We start from the raw sequence: 18,490 nt of genomic DNA, 5'->3' as shown, positions 1-18,490 counted from the left end.
GGGTGTGGCTGCTTGGGAGGCATGGTCTTTAGTCGTCGGCGACAGGGAGTTCGGGCGGCGCTTTGCGGAATCCGCGGGTGAGCACCGCCAGGTACACCATGCCAATGGCCAGCCAGATGAATCCGACGACGAAGGCGCTCATGGAGAGACTGGTCCACAGCCAGAGGCAAAGGATGACACCGATGGCCGGAGCCGCAAGGTATCTGGCCGTGTCCAGCCCCGAGCGGCGCTTCTGGTCGAGGTAGTAGTGCTTGATGACGGCGATGTTCACGAGCGTAAAGGCGGAGAGCGCACCAAAGCTGATCAGTGAGGAGGCCAGAGTGAGGTCGATGACCAGCGCGAACAGGCCGATGGCGCCGACGACCAAGGTTGAGTAGACAGGGGTCTGGAACCTCGGATGCAATTGGCCGAAGACCTTTCGCGGCAGGACGCCGTCGCGGCCCATCGAGTAGAGGATGCGGGAGACGGTGGTCTGGGAGGCCAACACCGCCCCGAAGCATCCGGCGATGTAGGCGGCTGTGAAGAACGCCTCGAGGAATGCGCCTCCTGCGGCATGGGTGACGTCCAGCGCAGCGGAGTCAACGCTGGTGTAGGCGCTCCAATCCGGGAATGCGAGGTTGGCGATCACCGAGATGATGACAAACAGCACGCCGCCGAGCAGGGTGACCAGGATGATTGCCTTGGGAATGACTTTCTTGGGATCGATGGTTTCTTCGGCCAGTGAGGAAACCGCGTCGAATCCAAGGAACGAGAGGCAGAGGATGGCAGAGCCCGCGAAGATGGCGGTGGTTCCCGGGCCCTGGCCGATCATCATGTCCACTATGGACGGCATGGGGTTTTTCGTGGCGGCACGGATGCCCATCACGCCAAACACCAATAGGAAGACCGTCTGGAAGACGAGCAGGAGGCTGCTGGCCTTGGACACCATCTTGATGCCGGATACATTGAGGGCCGTCACGATGATCAACGACAGCATGATCCAGACCGGTTGCGAGACGGCGGGGAAGCTGGCCCGCATGTAGATGCCGATCACCAGGTACGTGATCATCGGCATGAGCAGGTAGTCCAGCAACAGGGCCCAACCGCCCAAGAACCCCACGTTTCCACCCAAGGTCTTCCGGGTGTATGTGTATGCGGACCCTGCCATCGGGAAGGCTTTGACCATGCGTGCGTAACTGGCTGCGGTGAACAGCATGGCAACAAGGGTTACCAGGTACGAGGTAACGATGTGTCCCTCGGTGAGTTCGTTGACAATACCGTAGGTCGTGAAGACCGTCAGGGGCAGCATGTAGGCCAGGCCGAACAGGACGGTGGCAGGCAGTCCAAGCACCCGCTTGAGGCGGGGGCTCTTCGTCGTTTGGGAGACAGTGCTCATTTCCACTCCTCGGTGCAACTTGTGATGTGACTCATATGGCTCATCCAGTGTGGCGGCAGCCGCGGTGTTCCGTCATGCGTATTTATGCGTATGACGTTCTTCAATCTGTTAGTGTTCCTGCTGTGACTGGAAACCGATTGCCGCGCGCTTCCCATGCCGAGTTCACCACCGACCACCGGGGCCGCACGACACTGCTTCGCGGGCTAGAACCTCCGGCCCTACTGGCGTTGTATGCGAGGGGATTCCTGCTCACCAACCGCTCGGAGATCCAGTTCGTTTACCGCGCCGAGGGACTCCTGCTCTCGATCCGCATGGAACGCCAACGCACGCGCGGCGAGCAACACGACCATGCCCTGGTCAGTGCAAACCCCCTGATGTTGCCCCAAGGAGTGACCCCGCGGGAAATCGATGTGCTGACGCTCGTTGCGCTCGGTCTGCCGAATGCGGAAATCGCCGGCCGGCTGGGCACCAGCCCGCGGACCGTTACGACGCAGATCGAGCGGCTGCTGCACAAGCTTGAACAGCGAGGCCGCGGCGGGCTGGCTGCGATCGCCGTGGACGCCAGCCTGTTGGCGCTCCCGGTTCCCGGCGGTGTCGAGGGGGTAGCGCCGATTGCGGCCGTGGGGTTGGAGCAATTCGCCGCCGCTCTGCGTTCAGGCCGGGGCGCTCTCATGGCCTCGGAGACCGCGCTGGCCAGCCGGCATCCCATTGTCATTGGCACCCTGGCCGCGCTTACGGGCATCGCGGCTGACGACGGGGAGGAGATGGTGCGCGGTGCAGCGCTGGCCATCGAGGAAATCAACGCCAACGGGGGCGTGGGCGGCCGCCGCCTGGAACACTTCGTCGCGGGCGCCGACCTGTTCGACCCGGCAACTGTCGAGGCTGCCATGGCCCAGTTGGTGGAGGCGCAGGTCGATGCGATTACCACGAACTACATCAGCGCGGAAAACCCCTTTCTGCTGGAGACTGCGGCCGACTACGGTCGGCCCTTCCTTCACCTTGACACCTTCCAGCGGCACGTGGACCTAGTAGAGGCGCGTCCGGAACGCTATTGGATGGTGTACCAAACCTGCCCGTCGGAAAAATACTACGCACTTGCCTTCCGACGATTCCTGGGGGAACTCGAGGCGTCGCGCCGCTACGAGCCAGCCAACCGGCGGATCGCCATCGTGGAAACGGACTCAGCCAGCGCCCGGATCGCCGGGGAGGGTTTCGACCAGGAACTCGCCGCCATCGGCTGGGGCGTCTCGGCAAGGTACGCGGCGCCGGTCCGGAGCACCGATTGGAAGAAGATCGCACGCGGGATTTGCGAGGTGGCCCCGGACGTCGTCCTGGTGGCCCACTACGTCCCGGATGAAATCGCGATCCTGCACCGGCTGCTGGTTGAGGGCGGATTCCGAGGGCTGGTTCACTACGTCTACGGGGCATCGATCCCGCGTTTCCGCGACGTGCTCGGGACTCTGTCCGACGGCGCGATCTGGAGTTCGGTGACCAGCCGCATGGATTCGGACTCCGCAACCCGCTTCCACCGCAACTATGTGATGCGCTACCGGGAGGAGCCCGGCCCGTCACAGGCGAGCTCGGCCTACGACCAGATCCAGCTGCTGGCCTGGAGCTGGGCACGCAACGGCAGCACGGTCCCGCGCGGGACCTGCAAGGTGCTGCGCGAGGACGTCTACCACGGGCTCAACGGGATCTACTACTTCGGCGGGGGCGGGCAATCGCCGTTGAGCTACCCGGACGGCACATCCGACCCGACCATCGGCCAGGTCCTGGTCACCTCGCAGATCCAGGGCGGCAAGTCGGTGGTTCTCAGCCCTCCGCTCTTCGGGTCGATGGCCAGGCTCCAGCTGCCCGGCCTTAGGTACCAGGGGCCGTGGGCCAGCCTAGCTGCGGACTAGACAATGCACTGGCCGCCGTCCACGGGAATGACAGCGCCGTTGACGAAGCTCGCCCCCGGACCGGCCAGGAAAAGGCACACTCGTGCGACCTCCTCGGCCGTGCCGAGCCGGCGCAGCGGGTGGGTTGCCAGCAAGTCCCCGTAAGCCCGTTCGTTGTCGACGATGGTGGTCATGGGCGTGTCAATGACGCCGGGGGCCACGACGTTGGTGCGGACCCCACGTGGCCCCCACTCCGCTGCCAGCTGCCGTCCCATCGACACGACGGCTCCCTTGCTGGCGGCATATGCAGCACCGGGTTCGGCCTCGTCGCCAAGGGCGAAGGCAATCGAACTCAACAACACCAAGCTTCCGGCACCGCGCTCAAGCATAGACCGGCCAAGGACCCCGGCCGTCAGGAAGGTCCCAGTCGTGTTGATGTGTTGAACCCGAGCAAACAGCTCGAGGTCCAGTTCCTCGGTGGCGCTGGTCTGATAGATGCCGGCGCAGTGGACCACCGCATCCGGGCCGTGCCCCCAAGTCTCCTCGATCAGGGCCAGTGCCGATCGCAGCGATTCGCTGGATGTCACGTCGCACTCGGCGAAGACTGTGTTTTCAGGTCGCAGCGGTGCGCCGTTCGCGGGTGGGGCGAGGTCCAACAACGCGACCCGGTAGTTGGCGGTCGCGGCCAGCCGGGCGGTGGCTGCGCCGATCCCCGACGCGGCCCCGGTAACGGCCAGCACCGGGAAATGCTCAGCCACGCCCGGCCCCGGATGAGTTCGGTGTTGCCGGCGTGTATCGCCGCCACGCTACGGCGTACCTCGGAGATGTTGTGTTGTGCATGGTGTTGCTTTCTTTCCCTGGAATTGAAGCTGAAGTCGAAGCCGGTCGCTTGGCCTAGCCGAACGCAGCAGCGCCGTTGACCGGGATGTCCTGACCGCTTACGTAGCCGGCGGATTCGCTGAGCAACCAAGCCACGGTGGCCGCCACGTCCGCTCCGGTCCCGTGCCGGCGCATCGGTATGGCGGAGCTGACGCGCTCCAGCTGATCCGCAACTTCCACGCCCCGGAGGGCCGCTTGGAGCGCGGCCTCCTCTTGGTGCATGCCGGTGAGCATGTAACCCGGGGAAACCGTGTTGACGGTAGTCCCGTACGGTCCTTCCTCCACGGCGAGGCCTCGGGTAAGGGCGGCGAGTGCTCCTTTGGACATTGCGTATGCCACGCCGTGTGATTGGGGGTGGTTCGCAAACAGAGACCCCACGTTGACGATGCGGCCGCGCCCACCTAGCCGCAAGCTGGGCAGCGCGGCACGGCAAAGCCGTGCAGGTGCGATCATGTTGACCGCAAGCACCTGCTCGAGGTCTACGTCGGAGGTGTGCTCTAAAAGCATTCCGGGGCCACCAACGCCGGCGTTGTTGACCAGCGCGTCCAAGCCGCCAAAGAGCTCGATGGCACCGTCAACCAATGTCCGGTCGGCGTCGGGCTCGGTGAGGTCAAGCTGCACGGTACGGATTCTGCCGCCGCGTTCGCCGCCGAGCTCTTCGATCCCGGCAGAATTGTCACAGGCCAAGACCAGATGCCCCTGGTCCGCGAGACCCAGGGCGATGTCCCGACCTAGGCCGCGTGCTGCACCGGTCACCAGGGTCCGCATCGGGGCATGGTGGAAGGGCCTTGTCATGCGTGGACCCCGCGCGCTGTGGCAACTCCGCCGCGGTAGATTATGCTGCGGCCGCGTTGGAACCCGGAACCATGGCTCATTGGTTTTACCTTCCGATATTTGCGTCTTCCCATCCTTGAGTTTCCAGTGGCAAGTTACATGCGTCGAATGACGTACGGGGATGGAAACTAAAATTCCAATGGGGTTCGACCTTCGTATTTGGTCTTTCGTACGTCATATGACGCATGTGCTGTATGTTCTCCTCTGGTGAGATGTCTACTCAGAACAAGCGGGCACCAGCCGGGGAAGCCGCCGGGTATCCGTCGCAGACATTGGAGGAACAATGAAATCTCGTAGGTTTGCAAGACTCGTGTCGCTCGGTGCCGTGGCCTCACTCGTCCTTGCCGGTTGCACCTCCGGCACAGCGTCCGAAGGGGACTCCACCGGAAGGCCCGACAAAGGCGCAGTTGCGATGAGTTTTGCCGGGTTGGACATCCAGATCTGGGTCGATGAACTCGAATACATGAAACCCATCGTTGAAGCTGCCGGCTACGAATTGGTCAGCGACGATCCACAGTGGAATATCCAAAGCCAGGTTTCGAGCTGGCAGTCATGGATCCAGCGCGGCGACATCAAGGCGATCATGGGCTATCCCGTACAGTCGGACTCCATGGTGCCGGTCACCACCGAGGCGAATGCCGCAAACATCCCTGTCGTCGGGTATGCGACCGAATGGGACGGCATCGAGGCAGCATTGGTCATCGACAACTACAACGACGGTTTCACCTTGGGCGAGGAAGCTGGCAATTGGATCGTGGAGAAGTACGGAGACGCCGAGGTCCCCGTTGGGTTCTTCAGCTACTACGAAACCGATCTGGGTATTGACCGTTCCAACGGCATCAAGGACGGGCTGAAGAAGGCCGGCGCGAAAGTAAAGATTTCGGACATGCCCTCGCTGACCATCGAAGACGGACTGGAAAACACCAAGAACCAGCTGTCAGCGGATCCCAACACAAAGGTCTGGCTTTCAACCGGTTCCGACCAGTTGATCGGTTCCTACCGTGCGCTCATGGCTCACGGAGTGGATCCCAAGGACCCGGGTTACCTGCTCGGTGCCTTAGATGCCACCGATGAATCACTGGACCTGATAAAGGAAAAGGACAGCATCTGGCGGCTCGGGTTCATCCTGCCGGCCAAGGAGCTGGCCGAGAAGAATGCGCAGCTGCTCATCGAGGCGGCCGAGGGAACTCTCAAGGGGAACATCGAGATTTCCTCCACCCGGGTTACCCCAGAAAACGCCGACTCGTTCCGCAGCGACCTCAATAGCGGAAGCTGATCCACGATGCATTCCACACAGTCCCGGCCGGGGTCGGGTGAAGGCGATATGCGATTGCGGTTGGAAAACTTGTCCGTTGAATTCGGTGCCACCCGGGCTCTGGACGGGGTCTCGCTCTCGGTGGCGGCCGGTGAAGTCGTCGGCCTGCTGGGCCACAACGGGGCGGGAAAATCCACGATGTTCAACGTGCTCTGCGGGGTCTATGCCGCGTCGAGCGGGGTTTTCACCGTGGATGGTGTCCCGGCACCGGGGAATTTGACGCCGCAAGAAGCCGCCGGAATGGGCATCACGGTGATCCATCAGGAGCCAGCGCTGGCGCCGAACCTGAGCATCCTGGACAACCTGTTCCTGGGACAAGGGCTTCGGCCCAGCGTCGGCCAGCGCGAGCAAGCGCGCCGGGCCCTGGCCGAGGTCGGATCCGACCTCGATCCGCGTCTCATGGTAGATACGCTCTCGCTGGGTGAGCGTCAGCTTGTTGACTTGGCGCGCGGGTTCTTGGCCGGCGGTATGAAAATGTTGTTGCTCGATGAACCCACCGCCGCGCTCGGCCGTGCCGAAACCGAATCACTGCATGCCTTGATCAGGCAGCTGGCAGCGCGGGGGGTGACGGTAATCTACGTCTCCCACAGGCTTCCCGACATACTGGACATTTGCGAACGCATCTTGGTGCTCAGGTCGGGGCGCCTGGTGGTGGACGGGCCCGCCGAGTCATTCACGGGCAGGACGCTGGCCCAGGCCCTGGCCCCGGGCATGGCGGACGACGAATTCGTTCCAGCTAGGGTGCAAACGAGCGCCGGGGTTCTCCAGTCAGACGGGGTCAGCATCGCCGCCGGCGAAGTGGTGGGCCTCTTCGGGATGGCCGCCGGGGAACAATTCAGCTTTCTTGCCGGCCTCTTCGGCTTGGACGGACATGGCCGCTTTAGCTGGAACGACCGGGACGTCGATATCGCGTCGCCAGGCGCCGCGGTGCGTTGGGGCATCCATCTGGTGCCGGCCGACCGTGAAAACGACGGGCTAGTCTCCGGTGCTTCAGCACTGGACACGGTGTTCCTCCCGTGGTTCAGCCAGTTGCCCGGCCGCGGATGGTGGGTTGGCCCAGCAGTGGGGGAAAACACCTACGCCGAAGCCCGAAAAAAGCTCAATATCCTCGGCCCCGGCGCCGACGCACCAATTGACGAGTTCAGCGGCGGCAACCGGCAAAAGCACCTGCTGTCGCGCTGGATGTTTCCACGCCAACCGCGGGTCCTCCTGCTGGCACAGCCGACCCAGGGTGTCGACGTTGGCGCCAAGCAGGACATCGCCACCGCCGTGCGCGAGCTCGCCGCCCAAGGTGTGGCGGTGTTGGTCGCCTCCGCCGAATCTGATGAGATCGCCCAGCTTTGCGACCGTTCCTACGTTATGTACGGCGGTTCGAGGGCGGAAGTCCCCCGCGGTCCCGAATTCAGCGGGGATCTCGTTTCCACGTTGCTCCACCTATCAGATGCAGAACGACCCATGGAAGGGGTCTCCCGGTGAAACTATCCTCGGTCAATCTCAAGTCCTTCTTGGCCAAGAACGGGATCTTCTTTGCCCTCGTTCTCCTGATCGTGTTTTTTACGATCCTCAACCCGCGCTTCATGAGCACCAGTAACGCACTGAACGTGCTGCTGCAGGTCGCCGAACTCGGAATCGTCGTCCTGCCCTTGGCCCTGTTGATGATTTCAGGTTCGGTGGATCTGTCCGTCGGTTCCATAGCGTCTGCCTCGGCGGTCAATTCGGCGCTGGTCATGAGCGCCACCGGGTCAACGACCTTGGGCATCGTCGCGGGCCTGTTCTTTGGAATGGCAGCAGGTGCTCTGAATGGCTTCCTCGTGGCATACCTCGGTCTGAACCCCATTGTGGTGACTTTGGGTTTCCTGAGCGTCTGGGGCGGTTACGCGATGATGGTGACGGGCGGGCGCACAGTGACCAGGCGCGAATTGCCGGAGGAATTCCAGGAATTCGGCACCGCCGCCGTCGGCCCCTTCTCGGTTCGATTGTTGTTGCTCGTGCTGGTGGTTGCCGCTGTTTGGTACGTGTTGAACAGACACCGGGTTGGGCGCGAGACCTACGCCATTGGTGGCAGTGAGCGCGCGGCGCGATTGATGGGCGTCAATGTTCGCCGCGTCCGGTTCGGGCTGTTCTCGGCCACCGGCCTTGCGTCCGCCTTGGCGGGAATCATGCTGGGGGCCAAAGTCCAGTCTGTGAGTCCCGCTGTGGGCTTGAACCTCGAAATGAATGCATTGACGGTTGCCTTGCTTGGCGGTGTGGCATTTGCCGGCGGCGTGGGGCGCGTCGGCGGGGTTCTGGCCGGCTTGTTGTTCTTCGGCGTCATGCGCAACGGCCTGGTCTTTTTGCAGGCCTCCCCCTTCCTCCAAACGATCATCGTGGGCCTGACCTTGGTGGTGGCAGTGGCACTGGACGAATCTATCCAAAAGATCGTCAAGCAATCTTGGGCAACACGCGGCAAAGCGGTCTTGGAATCGAGTCTCGGGGCAAATGGCGACCCCGGTTCCTTGGTGGAGGAAGGCCCGACCGAGGCCGGGGAACGCCAGCGTTTGGGCGTCGGCAAACACTAGTCCTCGCCAAAACTCATCGGGATGCACGGCCCGAGACACACCAGAACACGCGACGAAAGGCACGCAATCATGAGCACAGGCTGGATCTGGCACGAAGTCTTCAACTGGCACAACACCGGCAACGGATCCGGCTTCTTCGGACCCGGGGGATTTATACAGCCTCATGTGGCCTTCGACTCGCCCGACACAAAGGGTCGCTTTGCGGCCTTAGTGAAGGTCAGTGAGTTCGACAAGAAAATGGTTGCACTGGACACGGCCCCGGCAACGGACGATGAGATCCTAGCGGTTCACACTCACGGGTACCTGCAGCGGCTTGAAGACATGAACGAAACGGGCGGGGATGCCGGGGAAAACGCGGATTTCGGTCCACAGGGGCTCGCGATTGCCAAGCTTTCGGCCGGCGCTGCCATCGGAGCAGTGCGGGCCGTGCTGCGCGGCGAGGTGGACAACGCCTATGCGTTGGTGCGTCCAGCTGGGCACCACGCTGAGGCCGACCGTGGCCGCGGTTTCTGCCTGTTCGCCAACACCTCGATCGCCGCACGTGTCGCCTTGGACGAATTCGAGCTCAAGCGGGTGGCGATCGTCGACTGGGACGTGCACCACGGCAACGGAACGCAGAGCGTGTTTTGGAACGACCCGTCCGTCCTCACGATTTCCCTGCACCAAGACCGGTTGTACCCTGCGGACTCCGGCATGCGCGCCGAAAGCGGCGGGCCAGGCGCCGAAGGCACCGCGATCAACATCCCGTTGCCCGCGGGCACGGGAGACGGAGGCTATCTCGATGCCCTGGACCGCGTCGTGGTTCCAGCCTTGGAACGATTCCGACCCGAACTCATCATTATCGGCAGCGGTTTTGACGCGTCAGCCACGGACCCGCTCGGCCGGATGGTGGTCACCAGTGACGGGTTCCGCTCCATGTCCCAACGGATGATCGACGCCGCTTCCGAACATTGTGCAGGTCGCATCGCGTTCATCCACGAAGGTGGCTACTCGGCGCACTACGTCCCGTTCTGCGGCATGGCAGTGCTTGAGGAACTGACCGGCATGGATTCTGGGGTCAAAGATCCCTACATGGCATTTTTTGCCGACTACCCGCAGCTGCAGTTGGAACCGTGGCAGAAGGAAGCCGTGGACTTGGCCAGCGAACTCGTCCACCACGTGCCAGACCACCGCCAATGACCCGTGTGATCGAGTTCCTCACGGACCACCGCGGCCGAATTGAATCGATCCACGGCGGTCCACCACCCCCGGAATTGGTATCCTACGCCCGGGGCTTCCTGTTGCTGAACCGCCACCGGGTCCAGTTCCTCTACCGGTCGGCCGAACCATGGCTGACCGTCGTGCTGGAAAGGGCACGTCGGCGCGGCGAGCGGCACGATCGTGCGCTGATCAGGGCCGTTCCATCAGAACTGCCACAGGGCATCACCCGGCGCGAAATCGAGGTCCTGACCTTGTTGTCACTCGGACTGTCCAACCCGGAGATCGGGGAACGGCTCGGAACCAGCCGCCGGACTGTGTCCACCCAGGTGGAGCGGCTGCTGCACAAGCTCGGCCAGGTGAGTAGGGCTGGGCTGGCATCGCTCGTCGTTGACAGCCACCTGATTGCTTTGCCGATCCCGGGTGGCGTTGATGGCGTGGCTCATATCTCGGTCGTGGGTGTCGAACGATTTGCTGGCATGGTCGATGAGGTTCCCGCGCGTCTTCCCTCAGGCCCGAAGACAGTCGACGGACCACGCCCGATCCTGGTTGGAACCCTGGCGTCCCTGACTGGCCAGGCCAACGACGAGGGAGAAGAATTGGTCCGCGGCGCTGCACTGGCTGTCGAGGAGATCAATTCCCACGGCGGGGTGGCGGGCCGGACTCTTGAACACCTCGTTGCCGACGCGGACTTGTACGACCCCGATGCAGTCCGGGCCGCCATGCAGCGACTCATCGATGCAGGCGTCGACGCCATTACAACGCACTATTCGAGCGCCGAGAATCCCTTCCTGCTCGAGATGGCGGCCGAATACGGCAGGCCGTTTCTTCATGTCGACACATTTGAGCGTCATGTGGACCTAGTCCGGAGTAATCCCCGTCGCTACGGAACGGTATTCCAGACGTGCCCGTCAGAAAAGTATTACGCCATGGCGTTTGTGCGCTTCCTGAGAGATCTCGGGAAACTGCGGAGCTATCTGCCAAGGCAACGCCGGATGGCGTTGGTGGAGATGGACACCCCGAGTGCGCATATCGGCGGAAACGGATTCGAGCCCGCAGTCGCTGAGGCAGGCTGGAGCATTGTCAGCCGCGAAAATGCTCCCTTCCGGCAATCGGACTGGGAGGAAGTGGCCCGGCATCTGGTGGAGTCCCGCGCCGAAGTCATTCTCGTGGCACACTTCATCACCGACGAAATTGCGGAGCTGCAGAGACAACTCCATGCCGCGAAGTTCACGGGCTTGGTCTACTACGTTTACGCTGCATCGAGCCCCCGCTTTGTGGAGCAGCTGGGGGATCTTGCGAATGGGGTCGTGTGGAGTTCCGTCACCAACCGAACGGATTCGGCCGTGGCACGGGCGTTTCAGCGAAACTATGCGGTCCGCTACGGCGTGGAACCGGGGCCGGCGCAATCCAGTTCCGCCTACGACCAGGTCCAGCTGTTGGCTAGCTCGTGGCGCCAAAACGGAGGCACGGACAGCGCCGGAGTGTGCTCTACCCTACGCGAGACCCTCTACCGAGGGCTCAACGGAACCTACTATCTGGGAGAAAACGGCCAAGCGCCATTGAGCTACCCTGATGGCACAATCGATCCGACGATTGGCATGCCGCTTTTAACCTGCCAGATCCAATCGGGTGCACCAGTGGTCCTTAGCCCCGCACCATTCGGGTCCATGCATCGCTTGCAGATTCCGGGAATGAACCTCGCCGTGGAAAGCTAACCAAAGACCGCATCAACCAGGTCACCGGGATCCCCCGCTCCATGGCGAGGTTTCCGGAGACTTCGATTTCGTGACACATGGTTGTTTTCTGCTGCCCGCGCTGAAAAGCGATCTCGGCGCCGAGATCGGCGAACCAGTCCCAACGCATGATCGCGGCCAGCCCAAGGGGACCACCAGGTCTAGGTTGAGCACCAGGGCCAGTCCAGGCGCCCACGCCGCAGAGAAGCACGAAGTATCTGCGATTCCCGTGGGATACTCTGCCGTGGGCGTAAGTGTAAGCGCGATACGGGATGTCGTACAGCTACGCCTTCACAAGACTAGGCAGTAAGAATTCGGCGTAATCGACAACCTTTCTAGGCGTTAGGCAGGGGTTACCTTCTGCCAGATGCAGTACGCGGTTATCCAGATCCATGACCACAGACATGACCGTCGACCACTGCGCCGCAGGATCCGATCGGCCATCGGGGTGGCAGCAAATGGAACCCGGGGCGTCTGTGTGATCCCGCAGGGCGTGATCCAGTACAGCGAGAGTGACCTTTTTTGCGTTGATGCCGACCAGCTCGCGCAACCGGGACAGTCGCACGTAGGAATCGGACATGGCCATGGGAGCCAGGTCGAAACCGTCCCGCGTCGAATCCAAGAAGTGGTTGGTGTGGAAGGTCTTTCCATGTTTGGCAATCTGGACGTTGATGTTGCGTGCGTCCCCCGGTCCCGTCTCAACGTTCAGGATCGCTCCGTCCGCGGCTCCCAGCATGTAGTTTCCGGAAGAGGCCCTGGGGTGAGAGGCCAGTAATTCGACCGCGTCATAGACACGTTTGCAATCTGCCAGCGCCCGCAGCAACACATGAAAAGGGACGCCCGGGGTTGTTCCGTCAACGCTCGTCACAAGCGTGTTTACTGCCATGCCGATGCCATGCTCGTTCATCACAGTTTTGGCCAGCAACCCGGCCTCCACGATGGTGACGTAGTTCGGTCCGTCCTCGCGTTCAACCTCAAGCAGGATCACCGAATCTAAGCCGTGCACCAGCCAATCCCAATTCTGGCCAATCAATGTGTGACCCAGTGCCGTGTGCGTCGGGGCTATCGCAAAGGAAGAACATTCCCCGACCCCACGCAGTGGATTTGCACATCCCGTGGCCATCCTGTGCGCGGAGACCAAAGCCTGCCAGAGGATCTCGGTGCGACAATTCATCGCCAGGATGTCTCCGAACGGCAGGTTCGCGCCCTTGGCAATCCCGCGCATTTCGTCCCAGATATCCGGGAAGAAGCGCTGGATGGATTCAGCGTACCCTTCGGCGTGGCTGACGGCGTCTTCCCAGGTCACGCCCTTGCTGGCGAAAGAGCGCTCGTAACCGTCGCGGGCATGGTGCACCTGTGTGCGGGCCAGTGATCCGTATTGTTCACCGCGTTCAATCGGCCCGCCACTGACTCGGATGCGCGGGTAGCCTGCAGTTTTCATGCCCGGTCCGTCCGTCCTGCCAGAGCGCCTCCTGCGACCCCCAAGAGTGGTTGGTCTTCATGTTCCGGGAGCAAATTGGTGGGCAATGACGTGGGGGCCTGTGCCGCTGACAGCGTCCCGGTCGGAGAGTCTTCATCCAGTAGTTCGGCGGTTTGCCGCACCGTGCCGATCCAGGCTCCGGCTCCCTTGAGTCCCACGATGATCTTTTCGAGCATGGCCAAGCGCGAGGGTCGCCCGGAAATCATGGGGTGCAAAGTCAGCATGACGTGTCCGCCCAGGGCCGCAATGCCGTCGATCTCCGGCTGCCACACCTCTAGGACCTCTCGGGTGGAGCGAATGGTCTTTTCCCAGGTGTCATTGGCGAACCAGAAATGCGGGGCGTCGTCCAGTATCCACGACACAGGGACCTCAATGAGGTCGTGGCTCTCGAAACGGTAAGGGCGAATGTCGTTGAGCAGGTTGGAACTGTATATGAAGCCCGCTTCCTGCAAGAGGTCAAGGGTCTGGTCCGAGAATTCCCACGAAGGGGATCGGTATCCCGTTATCTCCGCACCCAGGTCCCGCAATACGGCCAGCCCATCATACAATTCCGCGCGTTCTGCCTCGGGACTCAGTGTTGTGGGGTTGGTGTGTGAGTGTCCGTGGTGGGCGACCTCGTGGCCCCGGGCCAGGATTGCTCTTACGGAGTCGGGGTGGCGCAGGGCATCCTTGCCGCAGATGAAGAAGGTTGCCTTCACGTCGTGCTTAGCCAGCAGATCCAAGATCAAGGGAACCCCCACGCGCGGACCATAGGCTCCCTGCGAAAGCACTCCGGGACGGTTGGCATTGTCGGGGTTCTCTCCGATCCAAACCTCTTCGGCATCAAAATCGAAGGTAATGCTTGCGCCGAACTCCTTGTCCTGCGGCCACAAAGCCATCGTGCATCCTCACTCGTGGGCATCCCGCTGGGAGAGAGAACGCCATGGTCATTACGTGAAGATCCAGTCTGCCCGGCACGTTACCTTGTGTCATGGGTCAAATGACGTATCTTCAATTTCACGTCGAAAATCCAAACCCGGTAGTGGCGCGAGGATGCCGATCCAACCAATGGCTTGGCCACCCTGAAACTGGTACCAAAAATTGCTCTGAGGGCGAGGATCTTGTTGCGGACATGTCCTGAGTTTCGGTAGAAACTATGGCACTTGGTCGCGGCGCAGGCGACCTCCGTGGGGAGGGCGCCCAAGCGGATGGTTGGGTCGGGCGCCTGCTGCGCGTGGCCCAAATTGACGGCGACTGGCACAACCTGAGGCCCAAAAGATTCCCGATTGCCGGTGAAGGGGAACCATGAAATTCGCTCCAACCCAGGGAGCAATGCCGAGTCTACGGACCTTCGTCCGGAAACGGCCGGCTCTGGGCATCCGGACCCCAACTGATTGGCGTCCCTGCTGCAATCGTTAGTGAGTTGGTTCCCAAAAACCCCACTCGACTAATTCCTCCACGCTCTTGCGTGCCTTCTCTTGAAGCGACATTGGAATGGCGCCTATTTCTTCGTCGAAGTTGATCCAGAATTGAACGCATTGACGATCGGTGTCCGAATCCCAGACCGATTCAACCGGACGGTGCCTGAACAAAGACTTGAGCGCTTTGTCTTCAACGGGGTTAAGAACATGCTCTGGCCTGTTCATGGTCCATCGGTCGTACTCGAAAACGGACGCGTGCTCAACGGGACTAAGATGCTTTTGGCGCCATCGAGGGATCCTTTCCAAATCGTGCCTGGTGCTGGCTGGCAAGCCATGCATTATGTTCATCCACTTCTCTCGCCCGCTCATTGATGGCCTTGATTATTTCCTCGCCGACCATTGAAGGAGTCCAAATATTGACTCCGTATGTTGGTTCTCATGGCCCGGATGGATAAGGCCGTCGAGCCGATGGCTATGCTGGGTGGATGGCGACAGTTATTCTCTTGCGGCACGGCCGCACCAATGCCAATGCCGCTGGACTGCTGGCCGGTCGGACAGCGGGCATCGGTCTGGACCAAATCGGGATCGACCAGGCCGCTCGGGCCGGAGACCGGCTCGCGGCCGTGCCCTTGGTCGCCGTGGTCTCCAGCCCCCTGGAGCGTTGCCGGCAGACCGCCCGGTTCGTCCTCGAACGCCAGGCAGGCATCCCGTACGCGCCGGTCGAGCCGGATCTCATCGAGTGCGATTACGGTCAGTGGCAGGGCCGCACGCTCGAGGATCTCGCGACCGAGGACTTGTGGTCGGTGGTGCAGTCGCAACCCTCGGCCGTCACCTTTCCCGGCGGTGAATCCCTGGCCGCCATGCAGGCCCGGTCGGTGGCAGCGATTCGGCGCCACGATGCGGCCTTCGAAGCAGAGCACGGGCCTGGGGCGGTATGGGCAGCGGTGAGCCACGGCGACCTCATCAAGGCAATCCTCGCCGACGCGCTTGGCATGCACCTGGACCTGTTCCAGCGCCTCAATGTGGGCCCCGCCTCCGTGTCCATCGTGCGCTATGGCGCCAGCCGGCCGACCGTCTACGCGACTAACACCGAGGCCGGGGATCTTGCGTGGCTGGCGAACAGCGCCCCCTCCGGCGACGCACCGGTGGGCGGCGGGGCAGGGCAGGAGGCGCCGCGATCCTCCGGAGCCTAAGATGGTTACATGCCTACACGTGTTCACGAGTTCATCTGGCCTGATCGGGTCATAGTCGGCACCCTAGGCCTGCCGGGGTCGCGCACCTTCTACCTGCAGGTACGCGCGGGGCGGCAGATCGTCAGTATTGCCTTTGAGAAGCAGCAGGCGGATCTGCTTGCCGAGAAGGTCGATGAAATTCTCGACCAGCTGATGGCCCTCGAGGGCAACCCCTTCAGCGTTCCCGGAAGCACGCCCATAGAACTGGTCGACAACGACCAACTCGAGACCGTCCAGGAACAGTTTCGGTGCGGAGCCATGGGCCTGGGTTGGGACCCCACGACGGCCCAAGTCGTCATCAAGGCCTACCCGATCACCGATGTCGATGACGAAGTCGTCGAATCGCCTGAGGAGATTGACCCCAACGCGGACGAAATGCTGCTGGTGAGCATGCCGGTGGGCTCCGCCCGGGCATTCGCCAAGCGCACCCGCGAGATCGTGGCCGCCGGGCGTCCGATGTGCCTGCTCTGCGGCTACCCCATGGACGCCGACGGACACACCTGCACCCTTCCCGAGAACTGATGCCGGCGCCCGACCTTGCAAACGCTGAGCTGACGCTCACCGGGCGCATCACCGCGGCTTCGAACGCCACATTTGTGGGCAGCATCGGCGACGCGGTGGTCGTCTACAAGCCAATGGCAGGTGAAAAGCCGCTGTGGGATTTTCCCCACGGTGCCCTGGCCCACCGGGAGCTGGCCGCCTACCTGGTCTCGCAGGCCCTGGGCTGGAACGTCGTGCCGCACACCTGGCTGCGCGACGGCCCGCTGGGTGAAGGAATGGTGCAGCTCTGGCAGGAGCAAGATCCCGCCCAGAATGCCGTGGACCTGGTCGCTGCGCACGACGTGCAGCAAAAGGACTGGAAGCAAGTTCTTGACGGCCGGGATGAGGCGGGGCGAATGGTCGCCCTCGTCCATGAAGACTCGCAGGCCCTCAGGCGCATGGCCGTCTTCGACGTGGTCATCAACAATGCCGACCGCAAAGGCAACCACGTTCTCGCCATGGGGGACGGACATCGGTACGGCGTGGACCATGGGCTTACCTTTCACAGTGAGCATAAGCTGCGGACGGTGCTGTGGGGTTGGATGGGAGACGCCCTAAGCGCCGAGGAACTCGACGGAGTGGACCGCGTCATTCAAGGGCTGCACGGCCAGCTGGGACGCGACCTGGCGCACTTGCTCACCGCCGAGGAAATCTCCGCGCTCGGCGCACGCTGCACGCGGTTGCGCTTGGCCCGGCGGTTTCCGGCTCCGAGCGGCGGGATGCCGGCGGTGCCCTGGCCGCTGTTCTAGGAAAAGGACAGTTGCCGGCGGGACCAAGTGCCCGTCGTGAAGCAGACGCCGCCGGTGGGAATCATCAAACCGGACGGGCAGGGAAATCCGCCACCGAAGGCCACACCGACAGGCAGCGCGACTCCCCCACTGTCATCCGATGCGGCGCACAGCATACGAGTGCGTCCCGCGCGCGGACTAGCGGAGCATCCTTGGCGCCCCGGTCACGGGGCGGGATCAGCCTTGTCTTTCCCCGGCCGATATCCGGCGATTTCCGCCCTGATGTCGCCCTCCTCGTGTCCGCCCTTCTTCTTGCCGAAAGGGAGCGCCTTGAGCAGCGGGTGCACGATGGCCATGACGATACTTCCCCAGATGATTCCGATGATGGCCGAGCACAGGGTGTTCACGAGCCAGGCCAGGAAGGCGCCCACCGCGGGGATCCCGGCGAAAGGCGTCTCGAGAACATGGACCAGGTCGTAGGGGGCATGCCACCCGAGGTCGTAGGCGCCCTGCAGCATGATGTGGCCACCCACCCACAACATGGCGATCGTCCCGATAAAGGTGATTGCGGCCAGCACGGCGGGCATGCCCTTGACCAGCGCCTCGCCGAAGCGCTTTGCGCCCGCGGAGTCCTTGGTGGCCAGGTGCAGGCCGATGTCGTCCATCTTCACAATCAGCCCCACGGCCCCGTACACGAGCACCGTGATGGCGAGCGCCACGACGATAAGGATGATGGCCCGAGAAAGCAGGGACTCGGTGGCCACCTCGTTCATGGAGATCACCATGATCTCGCAGGAGAGGATGAAGTCGGTGGTGATGGCGCCCTTGATGACCTTGGCCTCCGCCAACGGTCCGCGGTCGACCGCCGGGGATTTTTCCGCCTCATGGTGTCCGCGGAGCTTGTGCCACACCTTTTCGGCGCCCTCGTAGCAGAGGTAGGTGCCACCGGCCATGAGGATGAACGGAATGATCCCCGGGAGGAAGGCGCTGATCAGCAACAGCGCCGGCAGGATGACCAGCAGCTTGTTGCGCAGCGAACCCCAAAAGATCTTCTTGATCATTGGCAGTTCACGGGAGGGGTCGGCACCTGAAACGTACTGCGGGGTGACGGCGGCATCGTCGATGACCACTCCGGCCGCCTTGGCTCCCGCCTTCGCGGCGCCGGCGGCGACGTCGTCAACCGAGGCGGCCGCGATGCGGGCCAGGGCCGCGACATCGTCCAGCAGGGCGACGAGGCCGCCGCTCACAGGGCGCCCCGGTGCTGCTCGAGGGCGGAGGGCTGGGCGTGGAAGCCTCGGTCAAGGCGCATATTTGGCATGTTCCGAGTATATGGCGG

15 protein-coding genes are annotated in these 18,490 nt (G+C 62.6%); 9 read left to right on the top strand and 6 right to left on the bottom strand.

From position 1 onward, the window contains the following. Positions 1 to 28: 28 nt before the first annotated feature. Positions 29 to 1,375: an APC family permease gene (locus AC6CHY_RS05920; protein ID WP_498226010.1), complete on the bottom strand. Its 1,347-nt coding sequence runs from the start codon at positions 1,373 to 1,375 to the stop codon at positions 29 to 31. Positions 1,376 to 1,497: 122 nt separating this feature from the next. Between AC6CHY_RS05920 and AC6CHY_RS05915 the strand changes: the two genes are divergently transcribed. Continuing rightward, entirely contained in the window at positions 1,498 to 3,276 is a 1,779-nt protein-coding gene (locus tag AC6CHY_RS05915) for an ABC transporter substrate-binding protein (RefSeq protein ID WP_498226009.1), read from the top strand. Here AC6CHY_RS05915 and AC6CHY_RS05910 read toward each other — a convergent pair. Then, a complete protein-coding gene (locus tag AC6CHY_RS05910) occupies positions 3,273 to 4,013 on the bottom strand; it encodes an SDR family NAD(P)-dependent oxidoreductase (RefSeq protein WP_498226007.1) in 741 nt (246 codons plus the stop codon). The two genes, AC6CHY_RS05915 and AC6CHY_RS05910, sit on opposite strands and share 4 nt — an antisense overlap. Before the next feature lie 136 nt (positions 4,014 to 4,149). Further along, positions 4,150 to 4,929, bottom strand: coding sequence for an SDR family NAD(P)-dependent oxidoreductase (locus AC6CHY_RS05905; RefSeq protein ID WP_498226005.1), 780 nt, complete (start codon positions 4,927 to 4,929; stop codon positions 4,150 to 4,152). Between the two features lie 451 nt (positions 4,930 to 5,380). Here AC6CHY_RS05905 and AC6CHY_RS05900 point away from each other — a divergent pair, with 451 nt between their 5' ends. The 5 genes from AC6CHY_RS05900 (at position 5,381) to AC6CHY_RS05880 (ending at position 11,756) form a co-directional block, all read left to right on the top strand. After that, entirely contained in the window at positions 5,381 to 6,244 is an 864-nt protein-coding gene (locus AC6CHY_RS05900; RefSeq protein WP_498226003.1) for a sugar ABC transporter substrate-binding protein, read from the top strand. Positions 6,245 to 6,313: 69 nt separating this feature from the next. Beyond that, the gene (locus AC6CHY_RS05895) at positions 6,314 to 7,759 is read left to right on the top strand and encodes a sugar ABC transporter ATP-binding protein (protein WP_498226001.1); all 1,446 of its coding nucleotides are present in this window, start codon (positions 6,314 to 6,316) and stop codon (positions 7,757 to 7,759) included. Then, on the top strand, positions 7,756 to 8,841 hold the full coding sequence (locus AC6CHY_RS05890) for an ABC transporter permease (protein WP_498225999.1): 1,086 nt from the start codon (positions 7,756 to 7,758) through the stop codon (positions 8,839 to 8,841). The genes AC6CHY_RS05895 and AC6CHY_RS05890 overlap by 4 nt, the downstream gene beginning before the upstream one ends. A gap of 69 nt (positions 8,842 to 8,910) precedes the next feature. Next, a complete protein-coding gene (locus AC6CHY_RS05885; RefSeq protein ID WP_498225998.1) occupies positions 8,911 to 10,020 on the top strand; it encodes a class II histone deacetylase in 1,110 nt (369 codons plus the stop codon). Then, positions 10,017 to 11,756, top strand: coding sequence for an ABC transporter substrate-binding protein (locus tag AC6CHY_RS05880; RefSeq protein ID WP_498225996.1), 1,740 nt, complete (start codon positions 10,017 to 10,019; stop codon positions 11,754 to 11,756). The genes AC6CHY_RS05885 and AC6CHY_RS05880 overlap by 4 nt, the downstream gene beginning before the upstream one ends. Before the next feature lie 301 nt (positions 11,757 to 12,057). Here AC6CHY_RS05880 and AC6CHY_RS05875 read toward each other — a convergent pair whose 3' ends face one another. Together AC6CHY_RS05875 and AC6CHY_RS05870 are read right to left on the bottom strand one after the other, a co-directional pair. Then, on the bottom strand, positions 12,058 to 13,215 hold the full coding sequence (locus AC6CHY_RS05875) for a C45 family autoproteolytic acyltransferase/hydrolase (protein ID WP_498225995.1): 1,158 nt from the start codon (positions 13,213 to 13,215) through the stop codon (positions 12,058 to 12,060). Further along, positions 13,212 to 14,126, bottom strand: coding sequence for a polysaccharide deacetylase family protein (locus AC6CHY_RS05870; RefSeq protein WP_498225993.1), 915 nt, complete (start codon positions 14,124 to 14,126; stop codon positions 13,212 to 13,214). Before AC6CHY_RS05870 ends, AC6CHY_RS05875 begins: the two co-directional genes overlap by 4 nt. A 1,013-nt stretch (positions 14,127 to 15,139) precedes the next feature. Between AC6CHY_RS05870 and AC6CHY_RS05865 the strand changes: the two genes are divergently transcribed. Genes AC6CHY_RS05865 through AC6CHY_RS05855 form a run of 3 tightly spaced genes read left to right on the top strand, consistent with a single transcriptional unit; the run spans position 15,140 to position 17,175 of the window. Beyond that, positions 15,140 to 15,847 (top strand): histidine phosphatase family protein, encoded by a 708-nt coding sequence (locus tag AC6CHY_RS05865; RefSeq protein WP_498225991.1) that lies wholly within the window; start codon positions 15,140 to 15,142, stop codon positions 15,845 to 15,847. A 9-nt stretch (positions 15,848 to 15,856) separates the two neighbouring features. Then, on the top strand, positions 15,857 to 16,408 hold the full coding sequence (locus AC6CHY_RS05860) for a DUF3090 domain-containing protein (protein WP_498225989.1): 552 nt from the start codon (positions 15,857 to 15,859) through the stop codon (positions 16,406 to 16,408). Next, a complete protein-coding gene (locus AC6CHY_RS05855) occupies positions 16,408 to 17,175 on the top strand; it encodes an SCO1664 family protein (RefSeq protein WP_498225987.1) in 768 nt (255 codons plus the stop codon). Before AC6CHY_RS05860 ends, AC6CHY_RS05855 begins: the two co-directional genes overlap by 1 nt. Positions 17,176 to 17,378: 203 nt before the next feature. Here AC6CHY_RS05855 and AC6CHY_RS05850 read toward each other — a convergent pair whose 3' ends face one another. After that, positions 17,379 to 18,401 (bottom strand): DUF808 domain-containing protein, encoded by a 1,023-nt coding sequence (locus tag AC6CHY_RS05850; RefSeq protein WP_498225985.1) that lies wholly within the window; start codon positions 18,399 to 18,401, stop codon positions 17,379 to 17,381. Positions 18,402 to 18,490 lie beyond the last annotated feature (89 nt).

This window comes from Paeniglutamicibacter sp. GQ140 (assembly GCF_059759235.1).
The sequence above is the reverse complement of the archived record's forward strand: the minus strand, read 5'-3'. Positions and strand labels throughout refer to the sequence as shown.

Coding starts and splice junctions, on each gene's coding strand:
- AC6CHY_RS05865 (WP_498225991.1), top strand. CDS start 15,140: ATGGCGACAGTTATTCTCTTGCGGCACGGCCGCACCAATGCCAATGCC.
- AC6CHY_RS05900 (WP_498226003.1), top strand. CDS start 5,381: ATGAGTTTTGCCGGGTTGGACATCCAGATCTGGGTCGATGAACTCGAA.
- AC6CHY_RS05920 (WP_498226010.1), bottom strand. CDS start 1,375: ATGAGCACTGTCTCCCAAACGACGAAGAGCCCCCGCCTCAAGCGGGTG.
- AC6CHY_RS05905 (WP_498226005.1), bottom strand. CDS start 4,929: ATGACAAGGCCCTTCCACCATGCCCCGATGCGGACCCTGGTGACCGGT.
- AC6CHY_RS05885 (WP_498225998.1), top strand. CDS start 8,911: ATGAGCACAGGCTGGATCTGGCACGAAGTCTTCAACTGGCACAACACC.
- AC6CHY_RS05875 (WP_498225995.1), bottom strand. CDS start 13,215: ATGAAAACTGCAGGCTACCCGCGCATCCGAGTCAGTGGCGGGCCGATT.
- AC6CHY_RS05855 (WP_498225987.1), top strand. CDS start 16,408: ATGCCGGCGCCCGACCTTGCAAACGCTGAGCTGACGCTCACCGGGCGC.
- AC6CHY_RS05860 (WP_498225989.1), top strand. CDS start 15,857: ATGCCTACACGTGTTCACGAGTTCATCTGGCCTGATCGGGTCATAGTC.
- AC6CHY_RS05880 (WP_498225996.1), top strand. CDS start 10,017: ATGACCCGTGTGATCGAGTTCCTCACGGACCACCGCGGCCGAATTGAA.